At 64.6% G+C, this 23,034-nt stretch carries 19 protein-coding genes and 1 pseudogene; 15 read left to right on the top strand and 5 right to left on the bottom strand.

Annotated features, from left to right (window positions below; all coding sequences use genetic code 11):
* Nucleotides 1-132, top strand: a pseudogene (locus Q0K23_RS09850) (ABC transporter permease); the annotation flags it as partial.
* Between the two features lie 886 nt (nt 133-1,018).
* Here Q0K23_RS09850 and Q0K23_RS09855 read toward each other — a convergent pair.
* Nucleotides 1,019-1,603: a TetR/AcrR family transcriptional regulator gene (locus Q0K23_RS09855; RefSeq protein WP_294521466.1), complete on the bottom strand. Its 585-nt coding sequence runs from the start codon at nt 1,601-1,603 to the stop codon at nt 1,019-1,021.
* Nucleotides 1,604-1,784: 181 nt separating this feature from the next.
* On the opposite strand from Q0K23_RS09855, the gene Q0K23_RS09860 reads away from it, so the two are divergent.
* Complete coding sequence (locus tag Q0K23_RS09860; protein WP_148319941.1) at nt 1,785-2,486, top strand: ABC transporter ATP-binding protein; 702 nt, start codon at nt 1,785-1,787, stop codon at nt 2,484-2,486.
* A gap of 34 nt (nt 2,487-2,520) precedes the next feature.
* Nucleotides 2,521-6,639, top strand: a complete 4,119-nt coding sequence (locus tag Q0K23_RS09865) for an FtsX-like permease family protein (protein ID WP_294521473.1) — start codon at nt 2,521-2,523, stop codon at nt 6,637-6,639.
* A 250-nt stretch (nt 6,640-6,889) separates the two neighbouring features.
* On the opposite strand, the gene Q0K23_RS09870 is transcribed toward Q0K23_RS09865, so the two are convergent.
* From Q0K23_RS09870 to Q0K23_RS09885, 4 genes are all read right to left on the bottom strand, one after another.
* A complete protein-coding gene (locus Q0K23_RS09870) occupies nt 6,890-8,239 on the bottom strand; it encodes a butyryl-CoA:acetate CoA-transferase (protein WP_294521477.1) in 1,350 nt (449 codons plus the stop codon).
* A 46-nt stretch (nt 8,240-8,285) separates the two neighbouring features.
* Nucleotides 8,286-9,170, bottom strand: coding sequence for a YitT family protein (locus Q0K23_RS09875; RefSeq protein WP_294521480.1), 885 nt, complete (start codon nt 9,168-9,170; stop codon nt 8,286-8,288).
* An 88-nt stretch (nt 9,171-9,258) separates the two neighbouring features.
* Nucleotides 9,259-9,711, bottom strand: coding sequence for a GNAT family N-acetyltransferase (locus Q0K23_RS09880; protein ID WP_294521483.1), 453 nt, complete (start codon nt 9,709-9,711; stop codon nt 9,259-9,261).
* Between the two features lie 10 nt (nt 9,712-9,721).
* A complete protein-coding gene (locus tag Q0K23_RS09885; protein ID WP_294521486.1) occupies nt 9,722-11,359 on the bottom strand; it encodes an S-layer homology domain-containing protein in 1,638 nt (545 codons plus the stop codon).
* Nucleotides 11,360-11,598: 239 nt separating this feature from the next.
* On the opposite strand from Q0K23_RS09885, the gene Q0K23_RS09890 reads away from it, so the two are divergent.
* The 12 genes from Q0K23_RS09890 (at nt 11,599) to hisS (ending at nt 22,720) form a co-directional block, all read left to right on the top strand.
* Entirely contained in the window at nt 11,599-12,405 is an 807-nt protein-coding gene (locus Q0K23_RS09890) for a ParB/RepB/Spo0J family partition protein (RefSeq protein WP_294521489.1), read from the top strand.
* Nucleotides 12,406-12,745: 340 nt separating this feature from the next.
* Nucleotides 12,746-13,507, top strand: a complete 762-nt coding sequence (locus Q0K23_RS09895; RefSeq protein WP_294521492.1) for a ParA family protein — start codon at nt 12,746-12,748, stop codon at nt 13,505-13,507.
* A gap of 42 nt (nt 13,508-13,549) precedes the next feature.
* Entirely contained in the window at nt 13,550-14,440 is an 891-nt protein-coding gene (locus tag Q0K23_RS09900) for a ParB/RepB/Spo0J family partition protein (RefSeq protein WP_294521528.1), read from the top strand.
* Nucleotides 14,437-15,021 (top strand): hypothetical protein, encoded by a 585-nt coding sequence (locus Q0K23_RS09905; protein ID WP_294521496.1) that lies wholly within the window; start codon nt 14,437-14,439, stop codon nt 15,019-15,021. The genes Q0K23_RS09900 and Q0K23_RS09905 overlap by 4 nt, the downstream gene beginning before the upstream one ends.
* 80 nt (nt 15,022-15,101) lie before the next feature.
* Nucleotides 15,102-16,406: a serine--tRNA ligase gene (serS, locus tag Q0K23_RS09910; protein ID WP_294521499.1), complete on the top strand. Its 1,305-nt coding sequence runs from the start codon at nt 15,102-15,104 to the stop codon at nt 16,404-16,406.
* Between the two features lie 792 nt (nt 16,407-17,198).
* Entirely contained in the window at nt 17,199-17,654 is a 456-nt protein-coding gene (mscL, locus tag Q0K23_RS09915) for a large conductance mechanosensitive channel protein MscL (protein ID WP_294521531.1), read from the top strand.
* A 10-nt stretch (nt 17,655-17,664) separates the two neighbouring features.
* Nucleotides 17,665-18,036 carry a hypothetical protein gene (locus Q0K23_RS09920; protein WP_294521503.1) on the top strand — a complete coding sequence of 124 codons (372 nt, stop codon included), beginning with the start codon at nt 17,665-17,667 and terminating at the stop codon, nt 18,034-18,036.
* A gap of 4 nt (nt 18,037-18,040) precedes the next feature.
* Nucleotides 18,041-18,757, top strand: coding sequence for a 16S rRNA (guanine(527)-N(7))-methyltransferase RsmG (gene rsmG / locus Q0K23_RS09925; RefSeq protein WP_294521506.1), 717 nt, complete (start codon nt 18,041-18,043; stop codon nt 18,755-18,757).
* A gap of 99 nt (nt 18,758-18,856) precedes the next feature.
* A complete protein-coding gene (minD, locus tag Q0K23_RS09930; RefSeq protein WP_294521508.1) occupies nt 18,857-19,594 on the top strand; it encodes a septum site-determining protein MinD in 738 nt (245 codons plus the stop codon).
* Nucleotides 19,595-19,685: 91 nt separating this feature from the next.
* The gene (locus Q0K23_RS09935) at nt 19,686-20,294 is read left to right on the top strand and encodes a zinc ribbon domain-containing protein (RefSeq protein ID WP_294521512.1); all 609 of its coding nucleotides are present in this window, start codon (nt 19,686-19,688) and stop codon (nt 20,292-20,294) included.
* A 16-nt stretch (nt 20,295-20,310) separates the two neighbouring features.
* On the top strand, nt 20,311-20,727 hold the full coding sequence (locus Q0K23_RS09940; protein WP_294521514.1) for a methylglyoxal synthase: 417 nt from the start codon (nt 20,311-20,313) through the stop codon (nt 20,725-20,727).
* 592 nt (nt 20,728-21,319) lie between these two features.
* Nucleotides 21,320-22,720: a histidine--tRNA ligase gene (gene hisS / locus Q0K23_RS09945; RefSeq protein ID WP_294521519.1), complete on the top strand. Its 1,401-nt coding sequence runs from the start codon at nt 21,320-21,322 to the stop codon at nt 22,718-22,720.
* Nucleotides 22,721-23,034: the final 314 nt, after the last annotated feature.

A 23,034-nucleotide genomic window follows, 5' to 3' on the forward strand; every position in this document is an offset into this window, starting at 1 on the left:
CCCGCCCAGATCTACGACATCTTCCCCTATATCGCCACCGTCATCGTGCTGGTGGCCGTCAGCATGCGCCGCAAGCGCGAAAACCAGCCGCCCCAGAGCCTGGGTCTGGCCTATTTCAGAGAAGAGCGCTGAAAAATTCAATTCCTGCGTCAAAGAGCGGGTCCGGACAATGTCCGGCCCCGCTCTTTTTTTGGCTTCCCTCATCCACCATTTGCTGCGCTGGACTCAGCTGTTTCCCTCATCCGCCCCTCGTCCTCCCAAGCTGCGTATCGCTCAGCCCGCCGCAAGCGGCAGGACTCACTCGCTCCACTGCTCCGGCTCTCCCCACGAAAGGCATTCCGCCTTCCGTGGGGCCCCCATTTTCGCTGCGCTGGGCTCGTGCGGGGGCCCCGAGAGGCCAGCCACCTTCCCCCCAGGGGGAAGGCTTGCCTGGGGCAAAAGCTGAAACACGGCGCTGAGACTGCGTGCGGCATTGAGAACGGTAATTGAATTGCAGGGGCTTACAAGTCTGGGGGGTAACTCTGCTCGGGCGATGCAGTTACGACACGGACCAGCCGAACCGGCGTAGTAACTGCTCTCAAGTACGGCGGCTTCTTGGACACCACCGCCGCAGGACGTACTCCGAAGGGGGTACCAGGGGGAAACGGGCGCGTTTGGCCCTAACAGGGCCCTCCGCGCCTGTTGCCCCATGGCGAGCTTTGCCTACTTTCCCTCGCTGGAAAGTAGGCCGTCGGAGACCGTTCCCCTCATCCGCCCCTCGTCCTCGCAAGCTGCGTATCGCTCGCCCCGGCATAAATACCAGGGCTCGTTCACTCCGCTGCTCGTCCTCTCCCCTCGCCGTCGCAGGTTCCGCATCCCTCGTCCCGCCGCAAGCGGCAGGACTCACCCGCTCCACTGCTCCGGCTCTCCCCACGAAAGGCATTCCGCCTTCCGTGGGGCACCCATTTTCGCTTCGCTGGGCTCGTGCGGGGGCCCCGAGAGGCAGCCACCTTCCCCCCAGGGGGAAGGCTTTTTGCTCTCACCGGGGCTGGTTGAGACCCTCGATGCCCCGGACGATCATGGCCTCGGACAGGGCGGCCAGCTCCTCGGGGGTCTCCTTCCGGTCCCCCTCCAGCCAGCTCTGGATGAGCCCCACCACGCCCCCCACCAGAAAGGCCATGCAAAAGGCCTGTTCCCTGGGGTTGTCGAACCGGTAGAGCCGCCCCCACTCCAGGCTCACCCGCTCCGCTACCATGGACTTCAGCTTCTCCAGGAACCGGGTGTCCCGCTCCCGGTCCAGCAGAGCCGTGGACACGTCCCCGTACCGCCGCAGGAATTCAAACACATCCCGCAGAATGGGCCGCAGGCCCTGCCTGAGGGCGTCGGCGGGATAGGCGTGGAGCAGATCGCTGAACTCCTGGAACATCTCGTTCTCCAGCTGCTCCACCATGTCGAAAATGTCCTTGTAGTGGCTGTAAAACGTGCCCCGGTTCACGTCGGCCAGCCGGGTCAGCTCGGTGACCGAGATCTCGTTGACCGGTTTGGTCTTCAGCAGCTCGGTCAGCGCCGCGCGCAGCATTGCCTTGGTCCGCCTGACCCGACGGTCCCCCTGTTCCTCTGCCATGGCAGTTCCTCCTTCAACAGCTTTTTGCTCATCTGTGTGATAACCAACACTTATATATGGCCTTGTCTCATTTCGTACGGAGACGGGCCGATCTGCCCATTGCAACAAACCTTAAATCCAATATAATATAATTAAGTCGATAAATCAACACCTGTCTAATAATACACACGAGGTGGAAACCATGGCATATATTTCCCTGGAACACGTGGTCAAGCGGTACCAGATGGGCGAGGTGGTCATCACCGCCGTGCGGGATATCTCCTTTGAGATCGAAAAGGGGGAATTCTGCATCATCGTGGGCCCCTCCGGCGCGGGCAAGACCACGGTGCTCAACATTCTGGGCGGCATGGACGAGTGCGACGAGGGCACCATCCTGGTGGACGGGCAGAAGGTGTCCGATTACAGTCAGAAGGAGCTGACCACCTACCGGCGGTACGACATTGGGTTCGTGTTCCAGTTCTACAACCTGGTGCAGAACCTGACCGCCCTGGAGAACGTGGAGCTGGCCGCCCAGATCTGCCGCAACCCCCTGGACGCGGTGGACGTGCTGAAACACGTGGGCCTCTCTGAGCGGATGGACAATTTCCCCGGCCAGCTCTCCGGCGGCGAGCAGCAGCGGGTGGCCATCGCCCGTGCCCTGGCCAAGAACCCCAAGCTGCTGCTGTGCGACGAGCCCACCGGCGCCCTGGACTACGTCACCGGCAAGCAGATCCTCAAGCTGCTCCAGGACACCTGCCGCAAGCAGGGCATGACCGTGGTGGTCATCACCCACAACACCGCCCTCACCCCCATGGCCGACCGGGTCATCCATATCAAGAACGGCACCGTGGCAGCCGTGGAGCGCACCGACCACCCCACCCCGGTGGAGGAAATCGAGTGGTAATCCTCTGAACCCCGCGAAAGGAGGGGATTTTCCCATGAGACCCAAGCACAACCGCCTGATTACCGACGCACTGCGGGAGATCGGCAAGACCAAGAGCCGGTTTCTCTCCCTGCTGCTGCTGTCCGCCCTGGCGGTGGCCTTTCTGTCCGGCCTGCGCACCACCGCCCCCGTGATGGAGCACACCGCCGACGGATATTATGACAGCCACAACCTGATGGACATCCATGTGCTGTCCACCCTGGGCCTGACTGACGACGACATCAACTACCTGTCCTCCCTGGAGGACATCTCCGCCGCCGAGGGGGCCTACACCGCCGACGGCATCCTCCACCTGGAGAGCAACGACCTGGTGGTCAAGCTGGTGTCCCTGTCGGAGCAGGGCATCAACTCCCCCGAGCTGGTGGAGGGCCGCCTGCCCCAGGCGGACGACGAGTGCCTGGTGGAGCCCAAGCTGCTGGAGGAGGCCGGGCTGTCCATCGGGGACAAAATCTCCTTCGACACCGGCACCGGGGACTACGAGGATGCCCTGGCGGTGGAGGAGTTCACCATCGTGGGCACCGCCAACTCCCCCCTCTACCTGTCCACCGACCGGGGTACCTCCTCCCTGGGCACCGGCAGGGTCAACGGCTTCGTGCTGCTGCCCATGGGCGCCTTCGACATGGAGACCTACACCGACGCCTATCTGACGGTCACCTGGGCCAAGGACCTGTACTGCTACGACGATGAATACGGCGACCGGATGGACGCCCTGTTGGATTCCCTGGAGCCTGTGGGCGATGAGCGGGCGGGCCTGCGGTATGACGAGGTCATCGACGAGGCCAATCAGAAGCTCTCCGACGCCCAGAAGGAGTACGACGACGCGGAGGCCGAGGCCAACCAGGAGCTTGCCGACGCCCGGCAGGAGCTGGACGACGGCTGGGCGGAGTACTACGACGGCCTGGCCGAGTACCAGGACGGTCTGGCGACCTATGAGCAGGAGTCGGCCGACGCCTGGCAGCAGATCGCCGACGCGGAGGCCGACCTGCCCGAGGCTCTGAAGGAGCTGGAGGACGGCGAGCAGGAGTACGCCGACGGCGTGCAGAAGATGGCCGACGGCAAGGCCGAGTACTGGGACGGCCTGAAGGATTGGCAGGACGGCAAGGCGGAGTACGACCAGGGGTACCAGGACCTGGTGGACGGCGAGGCCGAGTACCAGGAGAACTACAAGACCCTCTCCGAGGCCCAGCAGGAGTATGACAAGGGCTGGCAGGAGTACCAGGACGGGCTGGTGGCCCTGGAGGACGGCGGCGGCCAGCTGATGGCCGCGGAGGGGTCACTCTCCGACGCGCTGGCCCAGCTTCAGGACGGCGAGGCCCAGCTCTCCGCCGGCCAGGCCCAGCTGGAGGGTGCCAAGGCCGCCCTGTCCCAGGCCAAGACCAACCTGAACGCCCAGCTGGACACGCTGGGCGGCGTGATGGCCATGCTCAGCCCGGGCACCGCCCTGACCAGCGCCGGGGCCATCCTCAGCCCGGACACGGCGTGGACCCAGACCGACGGCCAGGTGCTGGCCATGCTGCTCACCGCCGACCAGGACGGCCTGACCAGCTGGGTCATGGGGCTGGTCATGTCCGGCCAGCTGACCATGCAGCAGGCCCTGGCTCTCCAGGAACAGCTCACCGGCATGGCGGACGCCTCCCTGTCCGGTCAGTTCCAGGACATGGTGGACCAGGGGCTCATGACCCAGGACCAGGCCGACGGCCTGACCGCCCAGCTGACCGCCGCCCTGACGGCGGCGGCCGGGGGCGTGGACGGGGAAGGCAATCCGGTGTCCCCCGACCCGGAACCTTTGAAGTCCTTTTTCAGCCAGAGCATCCCCGGGCTCTTTTCCGCCGGCGAGGCGGAGATCGCCTCCGGCGAGGCCCAGCTCTCCTCCTCCGCCGCCCAGCTCTCCGACGGCTGGCGGCAGTACAACGAGGGCAAGGCGGAGGTGGACCAGGCCCGGGCCGAATTTGAGGACGGCGTGAAGCAGTCCCAGGAGGCGGAGCAGACCCTGTTTGAGTCCCGTGTGCAGCTGGAGGACGGCTGGAAGCAGCTTGCCGACGGCCGCAAGGAGCTGGACGACGGCTGGAAGGAGGCCGCCGAGGGCCAGAAGGAGCTCTCCGACGGCTGGGCCGAGCTGGAGGACGCCAGGCAGGAGATCCTGGACGGCGAGGCCGAGCTCTCCGACGCCCGGGCCGAGCTGGACGACGGCTGGCAGCAGTACTATGACGGCGTGGCGGACCTGGAGGAGGCCAAGGCCACGGTGCCCGGCGAGCTGGCCGACGCCCAGAAGGAGCTGGACGACGCCAAGCAGGAGCTCTCCGACGGCTACCAGGAGCTGCTGGACGGCGAGCAGGAGTACGCCGACGGCAAGGCCGAGGCGGACAAAAAGCTGTCCGACGCCCGGCAGGAGCTCAACGACGCCCGCCGTGAGGTGTCCGAGATCGAGGACTGCAAGTGGTACATCCTGGGCCGGAACACCAACGTGGGCTATGTGTCCTACCAGCAGGACGCCGAGCGCATGGGCAATCTGGCCAGCGTGTTCCCCCTGATTTTCTTCCTGGTGGCGGCCCTGGTGTGCCTGACCACCATGACCCGCATGGTGGAGGACCAGCGGGTGGAGATCGGCGGCCTGAAGGCCCTGGGGTACAGCCGCAGCGCCATCGCTTTGAAATACGTGGGGTACGGGTTCCTGTCCTCCTTCTTCGGGGGATTGCTGGGCCTGGCCCTGGGCGTGACCATCATCCCCACCATCATCTTCAACGCCTGGAAGGTGCTCTATACCGTGGGGGACATGGAGCTGTTCCTGCTGCCTGAGGTGGCGCTGCTCTCGGTGGGCGCGGCGGTGCTGTGCGTCACCGGCACGGCCCTGGCCACCTGCTTCGCCGCCCTCACCGCCGTGCCCGCCCAGCTCATGCGGCCCAAGAGCCCCAAGCCCGGTCGCCGGGTGCTGCTGGAGCGGATCCGCCCGGTGTGGAAGCGGATGTCCTTCACCTGGAAGGTGACCATGCGCAACCTGTTCCGGTACAAGAAGCGGTTCTGGATGACCGTCATCGGCATCGGCGGGTGCACCGCCCTCATCATCACCGGCTTCGGCGTGCGCAACTCCCTGTACGACGTGTTTGACAAGCAGTACGACGAGATCACCCCCTACAGCGCCCAGGTCAGCCTGATGGACAACGTCACTGACGACGAGCTGACCGAGATCTCCGCCGTGCTGGACGGCTGCTCTCTGGTGTCCGAGTGGATGCCCGTGTCCAACCAGCCCATCACCGCCGAGAGCGGCAGCCGCAGCCTGGACAGCAACGTGTACCTGTTCACCGTGTCCGACCAGGAGCGGTTCAGTGACTTCATCCACCTGCGCCACCGGCTGGACAGCGACCCGGTGACCCTGCCGGAGGAGGGCGCGGTCATCACCGAAAAGCTGGCCTCCCTGCTGGACGTGAAGGTGGGTGACACCATCACCCTGGTGGACGGGGACAACCGCCGGGCCCAGGTCACCATCACCGACCTGACGGAAAACTATGTGTTCCACTACGTCTATATCACCGAGGAGTGCTATGAGTCCCTCTTCGGCCAGACCTCCGAGATCAACAGCCTGATGGTCACCTACACCGAGGACACGGAGGAGAACTCTGACACGGTGGCCGAGCAGCTCATCCCCCTGTCCGGCGTATCGTCGGTCAGCCGCATCGAGAGCACCAAGAACACCTTCATCGAGGGCATGAAGGGCGTGGACTACGCCGTGGTGGTCATCACCGTGTCCGCCGCCGCCCTGGCCTTTGTGGTGCTCTTCAACCTGACCAACATCAACATCACCGAGCGGCTGCGGGAGCTGGCCACCCTCAAGGTCCTGGGCTTCTACACCGGCGAGCTCAACGCCTACATCTACCGGGAGAACATCTTCCTCACCATCTTCGGCATCCTGCTGGGCCTGGTGCTGGGCAAGTTCCTCCACCAGTGGCTTATCATCACCGTGGAGATCGACATGGTCATGTTCGGCCGGGACGCGGGCGTCATGAGCTACGTGTACGCCGCCGCCCTCACCGCCCTGTTCTCCTTCCTGGTCAACGTGTTCTCCAGGACAAAGCTGAAGAAGATCGATATGGTGGAGTCCCTCAAGACGGTGGACTGAGAATATTTTGTGATTGTGACAGCGGGCGGGGCAAAGGCCCCGCCCGCTGTTTTTTTATTTACTGCGCCCCCAAGCCTTCCCCCTGGGGGGAAGGTGGCTGGCCGAAGGCCAGACGGATGAGGGGGAAGCCAAAGACAGCGCCGCCCCTAAGACTCCCCCAGGGGGGAGCAAAAAACAGCCCCGGAGGGCGGCACCTGCCGTTCTCCGGGGCTGTCAGATCATCCACATTTGGGGCTGTCTCTGTGGAAGCTCAGCGGCGGTTGGAGCGCTTCCAGATATGCATCTTCTCCGCCGCGGCGATGAGCTCCTCCCGGAAGTCCGGGTGGGCGACGGAGATGATCCCCTCTGCCCGCTGCCAGGCCGACAGGCCCTTCAGATTCACCATGCCGTACTCGGTGACCAGGTAGTGGATATTGGTGCGGGTGGAGGTGATGATGCTGCCCGGGGTGATGGTGGGCACCAGGCGGCTGTGGGCCCTCCCCTGCTTATCCAGGTAGACGGAGGAGCAGCAGATGAAGCTCTTGCCCCCCTTGGACCGGTAGGCCCCCAGGACAAAGTCCTGCTGCCCCCCGGCGCCGCTGATGTGCCGGGTGCCCATGGTCTCGGCGGACACCTGGCCGAACAGGTCCACCTCCATGGTGTTGTTGATGGAGATCACGTTGTCGTGGGTGGAGATGACGTCGATATCGTTGACGTAGTCCACCGGCGCCACCAGCACGGTGGGATTGCGGTGGATGAAGTCGTACAGCCGCCGGGTGCCCGCGGCAAAGGTGAACACGGCGCTGCCCCGGTCCAGGTTCTTGTTCCGTCCGGTGAGCTTACCCGCCTCGTCCAGGTCCACCACGCAGTCGGTGAGCATCTCGGTGTGGATGCCCAGGTCCTTCAGGTCGGAGTGGGCCAGCAGGCCCCCCACCGCGTTGGGCATGCCGCCGATGCCCAGTTGGAGGCAGGCCCCGTCGGGGATGAGGGGCACGATCTGTCTGGCCACCGCCACGTCCACCTCGGTGGGCACCAAGCCGGGGAGCTGGTCGATCTCATGGCCCTCCCCCTCCACCACCATGTCCACCCGGGAGATGTGGATGGCGGTGCCCAGGCCGCCAAAGGCCACCGGCATCCTGGGGTTGACCTCCACGATGATGACCTTGGCCCGCTCCAGCATGGCGGCCAGGTAGGTGGTGTTCAGGCTGAAGCTGAAGAACCCGTGGTTGTCCATGGGGGAGACCTGGATCATGGCCACGTCCACCCGCTGGATGTTCTCCCGGTAGTACCGGGGCATCTCGGAAAAGCGGATGGGGGCGTAATAGGCCACGCCCTGCTCCATGAGCCGCCGCTCAATGGCCGAGCAGTGCCAGGAGTTCCAGGTGATGCGCTCCGCCGCGTCGGGCAGGGCGGTCACCGCCGGCTGCCGCAGGGCTACCGCACCCCGGAAATTCAGGTCGGTCAGCTCCGGCTCCTCTCTCATCCGCTCCGCTAGGGCCAGGTCCAGGTCGTAGGGCATCTGGCTGCAAAAGCCGTAGTCGATCCAGTCCCCCGACTTGACGCAGGACACCGCCTCCCGGGCGGTACGCCGCTTTTTTAAATACAGTTCGATATCGTTCATGTAATTTATTCCTTAACGTAATCAGAATTTCCCGGTTCCACCGCCCTCAGGCCCGGAGGAAGCCCTTGCCGAAGATCTCGCTGGAGTTGGACACCAGCAGGAAGGCGGAGGGGTCGTGCTCCTTCAGATACCGGCGGAGCACCACCGCCTGGCCCCGGGACAGCACGGTGAGCACCACGTAGTGGGTCTGGTGGGTGTAGGCCCCCTGGCCCTCCCATATGGTGGCGCCCCGGCCCAGGGTCTTGGTGACGTAGTCGCACACCAGCTGGGGATGGGAGGTGATGATGGTGAAGCTCTTGCGCCGGTTGAGGGACTCGATGACGCTGTCCACCAGCACCGACTTGAGCACCAGGCCCAGCAGGGAGAACAGGCCGGTCTCAATGTCAAAGATGAACAGGGCCGCGCCGGCGATGATGATGTCCGACATGAGCAGGGCCCGGCCCACGTCCATGCCGGTGTACTTCTTCAGGATCATGGCGGCAATGTCCGTGCCGCCGGTGGAGGAGTTCAGGTTGAACAGGATGCCCGAGCCAAGGGCGGGCAGGATGATGGCAAAGAAGGCCTCCAGCATCTTGTTGGTGGTCAGGGTGCCCGACAGGGGCACCACCGCCTCAAAGAGCTGGATGAGCCCGGCGTAGAGCAGAGAGCAGTACACGGTCCGCAGTCCAAAGCCCTTGTTCAGGAAGATGAAGCCCAGCACAAGGAAGAGGGTGTTGATGATGGTGTTGAAGGTGGAGGGGGTGAGCCAGGTGGACTCAAACAGTCCCCCCAGCAGCACCGACAGGCCGGACACGCCGCCCATGGAGAAGTTGTTGGGGAATTTGAAGAAGTAGACGCCGATGGACACCAGCGAGGTGCCCAGGGTCATCATCAGAAATTCCTTGATCGCCTTGGTCGCTTTTCCTTCTTCCCTTGCGGAATTGTGATTCATTTGATTCACTCCTGTTTTCTTCTGGGGCAGCGCGTTTCCGGACCTCTTTCCCCAGGCCCGCGAGAGCCGCCATGTATATCATCTTCTTTTATTTCTCTCCGCACCGGGCCAGCTCTATCTCGCTGAGCCGCTCATTGAGCTGTTTCCGGTTGCCGGTCTCCCGGAAGCCGTTCCGGGTGTAAAGGCGGTATGCGCCCTGGTTGGTGTTCAGGATCCACAGGGTGGGCGTGCCCCTGCAGCGGGCCAGGGCGTATTGCAGCAGGGCCGTGCCGTATCCCCTGTTCTGCTCCTTGGGCAGCACATACAGGTTCTCGATCAGGCCGCCCCACACAGACACGATGCCCACCGGATGGGGGTCCCGCAGCATATAGACCCGCTTCCCTGCGGCCATCTCCCGGCGCAGGTACTCCGCCTGGGCCGCCGGGGTGTGCCGCGCCACGAATTCCGCCCCACAGAAGCCCCGGTGGGACTCTTTCCAGCTCTCCGCGTGGACGTACCCCGCCTCTGAGACGTCCGCTTCGCTTACCTCTGCAAATTCCACAGGGCGCCCCTTACTCCCCCGCCCGGGCGGCCTGGACGGCCCCCCACACGTCGTAGTTCTGGACGTCGGCGTAGTCGGGGATGATGCCCAGCCGCCAGATGGACAGGCCGTCCACGCCGAACATGTGGGCCAGGTTCACCTTGGCCATGATGCTCTGGGCGTCCTCGTACCACACCTTGTAGTGCTCCCCGTCCACCGAGTAGGTCAGATAGGGGGTGGCGGCGGCGGCGTCCCAGGTGCGCACCGCGTCGGCCTGCTTCATGCGGGAAGCCAGGGTGGCGGGGGCCGGGGTGTAGATATCGGTGGAGGCCAGCAGGCCGTTCTCGTCCACCTTCAGCCCCACGCTGGTGATGGACACGGCCAGCACGATCTTATTTTTGTCCGCCACGCCGGTGTCCGGGTCGGTGACGGCCGCCAGGGCCTCATACACCTTGTTCAGGGGCGCGGGGGCGTTGCGGGTCTGGCTGGTGCCCACCCAGCCCTGGGGCAGGTTGGTGTCCTGGTAGTCGTGGGCCATGAGGATCACCTTGTCGCAGGTCTCCCCCAGGGCGTGGTAATCGTACCCGCCGTACCACTCGTCGGGCTGGACGCACACCCACAGGTTCTTGCCCTGGGGCAGCGCGGCCCGGAGGGCGGTCATGAACTGGGTGAAGGAGGTGCGCAGGGAGGTGCCCAGGCCCTCAAAGTCGATGGTCAGACCGGCGTAGTCCCCGGCGGCCTTCACCAGCTGCTCCACCGCGGCCTGGCGGTTGGCGGCGCTGAGGATGCCGGTCAGGTCGTCCCCGGCGGCGTACACGTCCAGGTTGTAGGTCACCCCCGCCCCCTTCAGGGCGTCGGTGGCCAGCTCGGAGCCCTGGGGCACCGCCCACTCGTTGCCGCCTGCGCTGGTCTGGTTCAGATAGGGCTTGCCGCTGCCGTCCAGGGTCATGCGGGACCAGCCCAGGCTGACGCCGTCCATCTTCTCGGCCATGCCGATCTGGCTGTAGGAGCTCATGGCGTAAAAGCCGTGGAGAAAGCCGATGTCCGCGTGGTACTTGTCGTACACCCGCACCAGCATGGCCGCCGCCTCCTGGCGGGTGGAGGAGTGGCCGGGCAGGAAGAGCAGGCTGCCGTCGGCCTGCTTGACGCCGTTGATGATGCCGAACTCATAGGCCAGGGCGATGTACCCCCTGTTCTCCGTCACGTCGGAGAAGGGCAGCTCCGCCGCCGACTGGGTCAGGGCCAGACTCTCGTACCCCAGGGCGCGCACCAGCATGACGGCCATGTCCTGGCGGCTGATGTCGTCGTCGGGCCGGAAGTACAGCCCCGAGTCGATGGCCCCGTTGGCCAGGGCGGTCTCCACGGCGGAGTAGTACCAGGTGCCGGGCACGCAGTCGGAGAAGGAGGGCTTCTCCGGCTCCACCATCTCCCAGCCGAACATGCGGCACAGCACCATCACAAAGGAGGCCCGGTTCATGTACTCGCCGTAGCCGAAGGTGCCGTCCCCCTTGCCCTCAATGAGGCCGTAGTCCGTGGCTTTCTGGATAACCTCCTCGGCCCAGTCCCCCGCGGGCACGTCGGAATAGCGCCCGGCCGCCGCGGCAGGCACGGCCGCCAGAGTCAGCAGCAGACACACCGTCAGAAAGGCGGCTGCAACACGATGCTTCATAGTCGAAATACCTCCGTTTCAGGTGGATTCTCTCCCCGGCCGCCCCAAAACAGGCGGCCCGTACTTGTCTCCATCATAGCATAATCGGGGACGGGAGGAAAGAGCAAATGCCCGGTTCCCCGCCCCCCAGGCTATAAAATGGAAAATATTTCCCGTTCGACGGGCTGCGCCTTGTTTCTCCCCGTGGTGTGGTAAAATATGGATAACAACATGATCCATTCTACAAAGGAGGTCCGCCCATGGCACTGCTGCGCAAAAAGGGACTGTATGAGACCAATCGGGTGTGTTTTCTCCCGGAGAGCCTGATCGTGCCCAATCCGGACCAGCCCAGGAAATACTTCTCCCAGGAGGGCCTGGAGGAGCTGGCCGAGAGCATCCGGGAGCACGGGGTGCTCCAGCCCCTGTCGGTGCGCAAGACCGCCGGGGGCTATGAGCTGGTGTCCGGCGAGCGGCGGCTGCGGGCCTCCCGCATGGCCGGGCTCAAAGAGGTGCCCTGCATCATCCTGCGGGTGGACCAGGAGAACTCCTCCCTGCTGGCCCTGGTGGAGAATCTCCAGCGCCGGGACCTGGACTTTGTGGAGGAGGCCACCGCCCTGTCCCGGCTCATCTGCACCTACAACCTGTCCCAGGAGGAGGCCGCACGGCGGATCGGCAAATCCCAGTCCGCGGTGGCCAACAAGCTGCGGCTGCTGCGGCTGCCCCCCCAGGTGCTCAAGCTGCTGCTGGAGGCCGGGTGTACCGAGCGCCACGCCCGGGCCCTCCTGCGGCTGGAGGACCCGGAGCTCCAGCTGAAGGCCGCCCAGTACATCACCCAGGAGCATCTCACCGTGGCCAAGACCGAGGCCTATGTGGAGTCCCTCCTCTCCCCCGCCCCGGCCAAGCGGCGGAAGCCCACCTATTTAATTAAGGATGTGCGGTTCTTCCTCAACACGGTGACCAAGGGCCTGACCATGATGAAGACCGCCGGGGTGAACGCGGACTGCCAGCGCCAGGAGACCGAGGACTCCATCCTGCTGACCATCCGCATCCCCAAGCGGACCGCCTGAGCCCCTTGGTGTTTCACGTGAAACATGGGGAGTTTTCCACTTGTCCCCACATTCTTCCACCGCCCTCCCCTCTGCGGCCGTCTTATGTCAAACGGTCCCCTTCCCTCCACCTTCCCCCTTACCCCGCTGCCCGGAGTGTTTCACGTGAAACACTCCGGGCTTTTTTCTCCCCGCCTGGGCCGCCCTATCCGCATGTTTCACGTGAAACATGGGTAAAATCAGTTGAAATGAACGGGCGCCGATATTATAATAGGACTGCTGAACAAACCGCCCGCCGCCCTTTTTCGGCCCGGAGGGTGCTTTGTCGCCCCACAATCGCTGTAAAAAGGCAGGTGCCCCTATGGCTAAAACCATTGCAATCGTGAATCAGAAGGGCGGCGTGGGCAAGACCACCACGTGCGTCAACCTGGCCGCCGCCCTGAAAGAGGCGGGCGCCCGGGTTCTGGTGTGCGATTTCGACCCCCAGGCCAACGCCACCTCCGGCTTCGGCGTGGACAAGACCACCGCCTCCCCCAACATCTACGACGTGCTCATCAACGACGCCGACGTGAAGCGGGCTGTGGTGGAGACCCCCTACGGCGACGTGATCCCCGCCAACAAGGCCCTGGCCGGCGCCACCGTGGAGATGATCGCCATCGACAAGCGGGAGTATCTCCTGAAAAACGCCCTGGACCAGCTCGCCGACAAGTACGACTACATCCTCATCGACTGTCCCCCCTCCCTGGAGCTGCTCACCCTGGACTCCCTCTGTGCCGCCGACACGGTCATGGTGCCCGTCCAGTGCGAGTACTACGCCCTGGAGGGCCTCAGCGACCTACTGTCCACCATCCGCATCGTGAAGCGGTCCCTCAACCCGTCCATCGCCCTGGAGGGCGTGGTGCTCACCATGTACGACGGCCGCACCAACCTGTCCATGCAGGTGGCGGAGGAGGTCAAGCGCCACTTCCCCGGCCAGGTGTACGCCACCGTCATCCCCCGGAACGTGCGGCTGGCCGAGGCCCCCAGCTACGGCAAGCCCGTCACCGCCTACGACAGCCTGTCCCGGGGCGCCGAGGCCTATCAGGAGCTGGCCCGGGAGGTCATGGAGAAGAACAAAGGGTAACATCCGCTGCGCCCTGTAAAGAAAGGAATGATAGATTTGCCAGTGAACAAGGACCGGGGCCTGGGCAAGGGCCTGGGCGCCCTGCTGGGCGACGCCGCCCTGAAGACCCAGGAGGGCGGCTCGGTCATGCTGCCCATCTCCCAGGTTGAACCGGGCATCAAACAGCCCCGGAAGCGGTTTGACGAGGAATCCCTCAGCGACCTGGCCGAGTCCATCCGCACCCACGGGCTCATCCAGCCCCTCACCGTCCGCCGCCTGTCCTCCGGCTACTACCAGATCATCGCCGGAGAGCGCCGCTGGCGGGCCTCCAAACTGGCGGGCCTGACCGAGGTGCCCGCCGTCATCATCGAGGCCGACGACCGGAAGGTCATGGAGCTGGGCCTCATCGAGAACCTCCAGCGGGAGGACCTGAACCCCATTGAAGAGGCGGGGGGCTACAAGGTCCTGGTGGAGGACTACGGCCTCACCCAGGAGGAAGTGGCCCAGCAGGTGGGCAAGTCCCGCTCCGCCGTGGCCAACGCCATGCGGCTGCTCTCCCTGCCCGACGCGGTGCGCATGCTGCTGGAGGAGGGCAAGCTGTCCGCCGGCCACGCCCGGGCCATTCTGTCCGTGCCCGGCGGGGAGCTGCAGAAGCGGCTGGCCCAGAAGGTGGTGGAGGACGACCTGTCCGTCCGCCAGACTGAGGCCATGGCAAAGCGCATCAGCCAGGCCGCCGAGGAGGCGGAGGACACACCCCCCGCCCCCGACCCCATGAAGATCTACCGGGACGCCGCCGCCAAGGACCTGTCCGCCAGGCTGGGCCGGAAGGTGTCCATTGTCCAGGGGGCCAAGCGGGGCAAGGTGGAGCTGGAATACTACGGCGACGAGGACCTGACCGCCCTTCTTGAGGCGCTGGAGCAGACCTCCGGCGGGAAGGGAGGCACTTCTCTTTGAATCAGCAGGACCACAACAACGAGGAGCAGGAGGTGCAGCACCTCCAGCACGAGGCGGAGCACGCCAAGCCCCACAAAAAGGTCTCCGTCATGGGGTACCTGACCATCCTCTTTGCCGCCGCCTTCCTGCTGCTGCTCCTGTCCTACTTCATGCAGCAGCGGGCCAACGAGCAGGCCATCTCCGGGCTGCAGGCCACCTCCAGCAACGCCTTTGACTCCATCAACAACCTGATTGCGGAGAAGGACGAGCTGGCCCAGCAGGTGGAGGACCTGGAGGGCCAGGTGGCCGGCCTCCAGGAGGAGCTGGACACCGCCCAGAGCCAGCTCTCCGACGCCCAGGCCGACGCCGAGACCGCTCAGACCGCCCAGGCCGACGCCCAGAAGGCCCTGGAGGCCATGGACTGGTTCTGGCGCATCCAGCGGCAGTTCTCCCGGGGCTACTACACCGACGCGGCCAACATCATGGCCGAGTTTGAGGCCTCCGGGCTGCCCCAGTACCTGCCCCAGGAGGCTCTGACCGGCCGGGAGGGCGACCCCTCCCCCGCTCAGCAGTACCAGGACATCAAGGACGTGCTGGGCTGAGCCCTCCCCTGTTTCACGTGAAACATCCCCGCGGGACAACCCCGCAAACCATAACAATATGATGATGAGGTGTCACATCTATGCTGGACATTCGTTTTATCCGTGAGAATCCGGAAGCCGTAAAAGAGAACATCAAGAAGAAGTTCCAGGACCAGAAGCTGCCCCTGGTGGACCAGGTGCTGGAGCTGGACGCCGCCAACCGGGCGGCCATGACCGAGGCCAATGAGCTGCGGGCCAGCCGCAACAGCCTGTCCAAGCAGATCGGCATGCTGATGGGCCAGGCCAAGAAGGACCCCTCCAAGCTGGCCGAGGCCGAGGCCGTCAAGGCCCAGGTCAAGGCCAACGCCGACCGCCTGGCCGAGCTGGAGGAGCAGGAGACCAAGCTGGCCGAGGAGATCCACCACATCATGCTCCAGATCCCCAACATCATCGACCCCTCCGTGCCCATCGGCCCCGACGACTCCTGCAACGTGGAGGTGGAGCGGTTCGGCGAGCCCGTGGTGCCCGACTTCGAGATCCCCTACCACACCCAGATCATGGAGTCCTTTGACGGCATCGACATGGACTCCGCCGGCCGGGTGTCCGGCAACGGCTTCTACTACCTGCTGGGCGACATCGCCCGGCTCCACGAGGGCGTGCTGGCCTACGCCCGGGACTTTATGATCAACAAGGGCTTCACCTTCTGCATCCCCCCCTTCATGATCCACGGCAACGTGGTGGAGGGCGTCATGTCCCAGACCGAGATGGACGCCATGATGTACAAGATTGAGGGCGAGGACCTGTACCTCATCGGCACCAGCGAGCACTCCATGATCGGCAAGTTCATCGACCAGATCATCCCCGAGGAGTCCCTGCCCCAGACCCTCACCTCCTACTCCCCCTGCTTCCGGAAGGAGAAGGGCGCCCACGGCATCGAGGAGCGCGGCGTGTACCGCATCCACCAGTTTGAGAAGCAGGAGATGATCGTGGTCTGCAAGCCCGAGGACTCCATGAAGTGGTATGAGCAGATGTGGAAGTACTCCGTGGAGCTGTTCCGCTCCCTGGACATCCCCGTGCGCCAGCTGGAGTGCTGCTCCGGCGACCTGGCCGACCTGAAGGTGAAGTCCTGCGACATCGAGGCCTGGTCCCCCCGGCAGCAGAAGTACTTCGAGGTGTGCTCCTGCTCCAACCTGGGCGACGCCCAGGCCCGCCGCCTGAAGATGCGCGTCAAGGGCGCCGACGGCAAGATGTACCTGCCCCACACCCTCAACAACACCGTCGTGGCGCCGCCCCGTATGCTCATCGCCCTGCTGGAGAACAACCTCCAGGCCGACGGCTCCGTCAAGATCCCCAAGGTCCTCCAGCCCTACATGGGCGGCAAGGAAGTCCTGGTGCCCAAGAAGTAAACAGCCTTCCCCCCAGAGGGAAGGTGCCCCAGTGCGCACACTGGGGCGGATGAGGGGAAATGCAGGTCTTAGCGCAGTAAATGGGGCCCCCGCGGAAGGCGGCACGCCTTTCGTGGGGAGAGGAGCCGCAGCGAAATGCATGAGCTTTGCCGCAACACCGGGGTCCCCGCCGGGCCCATGGCCCGGTGGGGAAAGGACGAGCAAGGGAGCGGCGCGAGGAATGGCCCTTCAGGCCGTTCCGAGACAGAGCGGACTTTGCGAGGACGCTGCGAATGATATGAAGCTTGCGGCGACGACGGCCTCCGGCGGCCTACTTTCCAGCGAGGGAAAGTAGGCAAAGCTCGCCATGGGGCAACAGGCGCGGAGGGCCCTTCCAGGGCCAAACGCCCCCGTTTCCCCCTGGTACCCCCTTTCGGAGTACGTCCGGCGGCGGCAAAATTCAATCACCCGCCGTATTTGAGAGCAGTTACTATGCCGGTTCGGTGCCCTGCGTATCGTTCCTGCGTCGCCCGAGCAGAGTTACCCGCCCAGACTTGTAAACCCCTGCAATTTAATCACCGTTCTCAATGCCGCACGTAGTCTCTGCGCCGTGTTTTAGCCTCCGGTCGAGGCAACCCAAGCCTTCCCCCTGGGGGGAAGGTGGCTGGCCGCAGGCCAGTCGGATGAGGGGAAGGCTGTCGGTCTGCAAACAGCTTACCATGACACACCACACCAACTCTCTGCGGTTTGTCTGCTGCTCTGGTTGAGGCAAGCCTTGTTACAAAAATTACTGAGGTTATACATTTGAAGAACATGAAAGACAACATCAAAGATATCAACAAAAAGTCCCGGGGCTTCCTGGGCGAATTCCGCAAGTTCATCGCCCGGGGCAATGTGATGGACCTGGCTGTGGGCGTCATCATCGGCGGCGCCTTCCAGTCCATCGTCAACTCCCTGGTCAACGACATCATCAACCCCGTCCTGGGTATCTTCACCGGCGACAGCGAGGCCCTGGCCGCATCCCTGGCCATCCAGCTCCCCGGCGGCGGACAGCTCATGCTGGGCAGCTTCATCAACGCGGTCATCAACTTCCTCATCATGGCCTTTGTCATCTTCTGCATCGTGAAGGGGCTCAACTCCTTCCACCGCAAGAAGGAGCAGGCCGCCGACACCGCCCCCGCCAAGCCGGCCCTGTCCACCCAGGAGCAGCTGCTCACCGAGATCCGTGACCTGCTGCGGGAGCAGCAGGCCAACGGCGCCGACAAGTAAGGAGCGCGCTATGTCTGACGATCACAACAAGACGCCCGGCAGCGGCCAGGAGGAACAGCCCCGGGAGACCTACACCCCCGCCTCCCCCCTCAAGCGCATCTGGGCCTGGGTGGGCGTGGTGTACATGGTCATCATCGTGTGCCTCATGACCTACATGTACGGCACGGGCACCTATCTCCACGGCATTGCCTCCCTGATGGTCATCCCCGCCCTGGGGGGCGGCGGGGCGTCGGCGGTCTGCCTGTGGCTCACTTCCCCCCAGGAGGGCCGCACCCCCGCCCGCCGGGCCATGATGATCCTGATCACCGCCCTGTGCCTGGCCCTGGCCATCATCAACCTGATCAACGGAATCCCGGCCCTGCTGGCCAACTTCGGAGGTTAAGCGGATGGAAGAGAGAATTGCCGCCGGGCTCAAGGCCATGGGAGTGCCTCTCCCCTCCCCTGCCGCGCCCGCCATGCTGGCCCGCTACGGCCGGCTGCTGCTGGAGAAAAACCAGGTCATGAACCTGACCGCCATCACCGACCCGGACAAGGTGGCCGACCTCCACTTTCTGGACTCCGCCGCCCTGCTCACCCTGGACGGGGTGGACTTCAAGGGCAAGCGGGTCATCGACGTGGGCACCGGCGCGGGATTCCCCGGCCTGCCTTTGAAGATTCTGGAGCCCGACCTCTCCCTCACCCTGCTGGACAGCCTGGGCAAGCGGGTCACCTGGCTGGGCGAGGTGTGCGCCGACCTGGGCCTGACCGACGTGAACTGCGTCCACGCCCGGGCCGAGGAACAGGCCCTGGAGCCGGGCTGGCGGGACGGGTTCGACTTTGCCGTGTCCCGGGCCGTGGCCGACCTGCGGGTGCTCACCGAGCTGTGCCTGCCCTACGTGAAACCGGGCGGAGCGTTCCTGGCCATGAAGGCGGTGGACTGCACCGAGGAGCTGTCCGGCGCAGCCAACGCCATCGCCCGTCTGGGCGGCAAGGTGGAGGCCCTGCGGGACTATGAGATCCCCGGCGCTGGGGTCACCCACCGGGTGGTGGTCATCCGCAAAATCGCCCCCACCCCCAAGGGCTACCCCCGCCGCTGGGCCAAGCTCCAGAAAGCCCCCCTTTGAATTGGCACAATTTTTGCTATTGTGTTACATTTGCACAAAAAATATTGGAAAACCCAGCCCGTCATGATATACTAACACCGTATGAACTGGAGGGACGCTATGAGTACCGCCGTTGTGGTCACGTCCGGTAAGGGTGGGACGGGAAAGACCTCCCTGACCGGGGGCGTCTCGTCCTGTCTGGCCGCCCTGGGCCGCCGGGTGCTGTGCATCGACATGGACATCGGCCTGCGCAACCTGGACATCTCCCTGGGCCTTACCGACCGGGCCCTCATGGACTTCACCGATGTGCTGGAGGGCCGCTGCTCCCTGAAGCGGGCAGCAGTCCCCCACCCGGTCATCAAAAATCTCTACCTCCTCACCGCACCCCTCACCCTGCCCCCGGGCATCAGCGAGGAGCGGATGAAGGCCTTCCTCCGCACGGCCCGGCAGCAGTACGACTATATCCTTATGGACTCCCCCGCCGGCATGGGCGAGGGCTTCCGGCTGGCCGTGTGCGGTGCGGACCGGGGCATCGTGGTCTCCACCACCGACGCCTCCGCCCTCCGGGACGCCCAGCGGGTGGTCTCCCTCCTCTCCCGCCAGCTGCCCTCCATCCACCTGGTGGTCAACCGGGTGCAGCCCAAGCTGCTCCGCCGGCTCCACACCACCATCGACGACGCCATGGACGCCGCCGGCCTGCCCCTGCTGGGCGTGGTGCCCGAGGATGAGCAGGTCATGCTCTCCGCCAACCAGGGCAAGCCCATCATCCTGGCCAGCCGGAAGGGCGCCGCTGTGGCCTACCTCAACATCGCCCGCCGCCTGATGGGTGAGCGGGTGCCCCTCATGCACATCCGCTGACCAGTCCCGGCTTTCCCACAGGGCGGGACAGCCGGGTGGAATCTCTCCGGGCCGGGCCCGGAAGCGTGGGCCGGAAGGCCCGGGAGGCGCTATGTACTGTACCAAATGCGGCGCGCCGCTGAAGGATGGGGTGAAGTTTTGCACATCCTGCGGCGCAAAGGTGGAAAATCTGGCGGCACAGCCCCAGACCGCTCCCCCGCCCAGGGCCGGGAAACGGCTCAGGCCCGGGTGGAAGGCGGTCCTGGCCTCAGGGGCCCTGGCTACGGTCACCCTGGCCGTGGCCCTGGGGGTATTTCTGTGGGCCGCGGCGCCCCGGACCAACACCCCGGAGGGAGCCCTGACCCTGGCGGTGGAGGGCCTGGCGGCGGGCGACGGGCCGCGGGCCGCCCAGGCCATGGAGCTGACCCTGAGCCAGCAGGCCGGCATGAGATCCATGACCGCGGCCCAGGGGCAGTACGCCCTGCTCTCCGCCCTCCGTCTGTCCGAGGATACAGACGCCAGCCAATCCCTCCAGTCCGCCCGGCTGGTCACCGCCATGGTATCCTACACCAACTCCGCGGGCACCGCCTGCCAGGGGTCGGCCCTGGTCCGGCTCACCTGGGCCGACGGAACCCAGACCACCGCCCTGCTCCCGGGAGCAGCCCTGGAATATGACGGCGGAAGCTGGCATATCATATCCGGGCTGGGCCCCATAATCTGAGAAAGGATGAATTCCGATGAACATTGCCCTTATGGCCCACGACCGCAGAAAGGAACTGATGGTCCAATTCTGCATCGCCTACTGCGGCATCCTCTCCAAGCACACCGTCTGCGCCACCAACACCACGGGAAAGCTGGTCGCCGAGGCCACCGGGCTGCCGGTATACCTCTTCCTTTCCTGTCAGCACGGCGGAAGCCAGCAGATCGGCGCCCGCATCGCCTACAACGAGATCGACATGGTCCTCTTCTTCTGCGACCCCCAGTCCAGTGACATGGATGCCGACCTGAGCTACATCACCCGGCTGTGCGACCAGTACAACATCCCCTACGCCACCAACGTGGGCACCGCTGAGATGCTCATCCACGGCCTGGAGCGGGGCGATCTGGACTGGCGCGAGATCATCAATCCCAAGACCAAGCCCTTTACTGTGTAATGCTTCCGCCGCGCCGCCCCGCACCATTGGGCGGCGCGTTTTTTTGCCTTCCCCCCGGGGGGAAGGTAGCATTTGCGAAGCAAATGACGGATGAGGGGTGTGGTCGGGCGCCATGTCAGACCATAGCCTCCCAAATTCCCGCTTTTGGGCCTCAAACGGTTGACAGACCGGGAAATTTGGGATAATATCATACCGTATGCAGTGACAACCACCGCCACGACGGAGCATGAGTACCGGGCACACCGCCGGACAGAGAAGGACGCCCTCGGCTGAAAGCGTCCCACGGACCGGAACCCGGGAAAGACGGCTCTACCAGCGGGGATGGAGACATCCACGGCCCGCTCCCCGTAACAGGAGCACAGAGGGCGGGACGATCAGTCCCGCCGAACATGGGTGGCACCACGGAGGCAGGCGCTTTCGTCCCATTGTCTGGGGACGGAGGCGCTTTTTTGTCTTTAACCGCCATACCCCGTTTTGACTCAAATTGCCGGAGTGAATCCGGTCAATTTCAAGGTCTTGCTGCGCAACCCCTGACGCCCCACCCGAAGCGCCAAGCAGCAGCGGCCTATCCTATACAAAAGGAGTTTTTCAAATGGAACGTATCAAGCCCCGCACCCTGTCCGGCTTCATGGAGCTGCTGCCGGCGGATCAGGTGCTCTTTGACCGCATGGTGGCCATCCTCCGGGAGAGCTACTCCCTCTACGGCTTCACCCCCCTGGACACCCCCGCCATCGAGGCCAGCGAGGTGCTGCTGGCCAAGGGCGGCGGCGAGACCGAGAAGCAGATCTACCGCTTCCAGAAGGGCGACAGTGACCTGTCCCTCCGCTTTGACCTGACCGTGCCCCTGGCCAAATACGTGGCCCTCCACTACAACGAGCTCTCCTTCCCCTTCCGCCGCTTCCAGATCGGCAAAGTCTACCGGGGTGAGCGGGCCCAGCGGGGCCGGTTCCGGGAGTTCTACCAGGCCGACATCGACGTCATCGGCGACGGCAAGCTGGACATCATCAACGAGGCGGAGATCCCCTCCATCATCTACCGCACCTTCACCGCCCTGGGCCTGAACCGGTTCAAGATCCGGGTGAACAACCGGAAGGTACTCAACGGCCTCTTTGCCCTGCTGGGCCTGGAGGCGCAGGCGGGCGACGTGATGCGCACCATTGACAAGCTGGAAAAAATTGGATCCGATAAGGTAAAGGCCATCCTGGTGGACGACTTCGCCGTGCCCGCCGACACCGCCGACACCCTGCTCAGCCTGCTCTCCGCCGCAGACCCCATGGCCGCCCTGGCGCCCTTCAAGGGCAAGAACGAGCTGTTCGACCTGGGCGTGACCGAGCTGGAGACCGTGGTGAAGTACATGGCCGCCTTCGGCGTGCCCGCCGACCACTTCATGGTGGACCTGACCATCGCCCGGGGCCTGGACTACTACACCGGCACCGTCTACGAGACCGTCATGCTGGACCACCCCGAGGTGGGCTCCATCTGCTCCGGCGGCCGGTACGACAGCCTGGCCGAGTACTACACCGACAAGCAGCTGCCCGGCGTGGGCATCTCCATCGGTCTGACCCGGCTGTTCTACGTGCTTCAGGAGCAGAAGATGCTCAACCCCGCCGCCTGCACCGCCCCCGCCGACGTGCTCATCCTGCCCATGACGGAGGATCTGTCCGCCGCCATCTCCTTTGCCACCGCCCTGCGGGCCCAGGGCGTCCGGGCCCAGCTCCACTGCGAGCAGAAGAAGTTCAAGCAAAAGCTCAACTACGCCAACAAGCTCTCCATCCCCTTCGCCGCCTTCCTGGGCGAGGACGAGGTAAAGGCGGGCACGGTCACCGTGAAGAACCTGCTCATGTCCGACGACTTCACCGAGGAGGAGAAGGCCGACATGGAGAGCCAGGGCTTCTACAAGCAGGTCACCCTGCCTGTGGCCGAGGCCGTGTTCTATGTGAAAAACTGCCTCAGCGACCCCCGGGAGGACCGACCCATCCTGGACAAGGAGTAAGCCCAGCCCCCAGCCGGGCTCCAAAAAGCCTTTCCCCGGCGGGGAAAACCGGAGAGAATGCCGCCTCAAAGCCTTTCCCCCTGGGGGGAAGGTGGCTGCCTCTCGGGGCCCCGCCGAAGCCCAGCGAAGTGGGTTCGGTGGGGAGAGGACGAGCAGCGGAGTGAACGAGCCCTGGCATTTATGCCGGGGTGAGCGATACGCAGCTTGCGAGGACGAGGTCCGGCGGCGGCAAAATTCAATGACCCGCCGTATTTGTGAGTAGTTACTATGCCGGTTCGGTGCCCTGCGTGCCGTTCCCCTTCTGCCCGAGCAGG

The sequence above is a fragment of the uncultured Pseudoflavonifractor sp. genome (assembly GCF_944387275.1).
GTDB classification, from domain to species: domain Bacteria; phylum Bacillota; class Clostridia; order Oscillospirales; family Oscillospiraceae; genus Pseudoflavonifractor; species Pseudoflavonifractor intestinihominis.

Bases quoted from the DNA above. Each gene is read 5' to 3' on its own strand.
- mscL (WP_294521531.1), top strand. From the start codon at position 17,199: ATGAAAGACAACATCAAAGATATCAACAAAAAGTCCCGGGGCTTCCTG.
- Q0K23_RS09875 (WP_294521480.1), bottom strand. From the start codon at position 9,170: ATGAATCACAATTCCGCAAGGGAAGAAGGAAAAGCGACCAAGGCGATC.
- Q0K23_RS09885 (WP_294521486.1), bottom strand. From the start codon at position 11,359: ATGAAGCATCGTGTTGCAGCCGCCTTTCTGACGGTGTGTCTGCTGCTG.
- Q0K23_RS09865 (WP_294521473.1), top strand. From the start codon at position 2,521: ATGAGACCCAAGCACAACCGCCTGATTACCGACGCACTGCGGGAGATC.
- Q0K23_RS09890 (WP_294521489.1), top strand. From the start codon at position 11,599: ATGGCACTGCTGCGCAAAAAGGGACTGTATGAGACCAATCGGGTGTGT.
- Q0K23_RS09860 (WP_148319941.1), top strand. From the start codon at position 1,785: ATGGCATATATTTCCCTGGAACACGTGGTCAAGCGGTACCAGATGGGC.
- rsmG (WP_294521506.1), top strand. From the start codon at position 18,041: ATGGAAGAGAGAATTGCCGCCGGGCTCAAGGCCATGGGAGTGCCTCTC.
- minD (WP_294521508.1), top strand. From the start codon at position 18,857: ATGAGTACCGCCGTTGTGGTCACGTCCGGTAAGGGTGGGACGGGAAAG.
- Q0K23_RS09895 (WP_294521492.1), top strand. From the start codon at position 12,746: ATGGCTAAAACCATTGCAATCGTGAATCAGAAGGGCGGCGTGGGCAAG.
- Q0K23_RS09935 (WP_294521512.1), top strand. From the start codon at position 19,686: ATGTACTGTACCAAATGCGGCGCGCCGCTGAAGGATGGGGTGAAGTTT.
- Q0K23_RS09940 (WP_294521514.1), top strand. From the start codon at position 20,311: ATGAACATTGCCCTTATGGCCCACGACCGCAGAAAGGAACTGATGGTC.
- Q0K23_RS09855 (WP_294521466.1), bottom strand. From the start codon at position 1,603: ATGGCAGAGGAACAGGGGGACCGTCGGGTCAGGCGGACCAAGGCAATG.
- hisS (WP_294521519.1), top strand. From the start codon at position 21,320: ATGGAACGTATCAAGCCCCGCACCCTGTCCGGCTTCATGGAGCTGCTG.
- Q0K23_RS09920 (WP_294521503.1), top strand. From the start codon at position 17,665: ATGTCTGACGATCACAACAAGACGCCCGGCAGCGGCCAGGAGGAACAG.
- Q0K23_RS09870 (WP_294521477.1), bottom strand. From the start codon at position 8,239: ATGAACGATATCGAACTGTATTTAAAAAAGCGGCGTACCGCCCGGGAG.
- serS (WP_294521499.1), top strand. From the start codon at position 15,102: ATGCTGGACATTCGTTTTATCCGTGAGAATCCGGAAGCCGTAAAAGAG.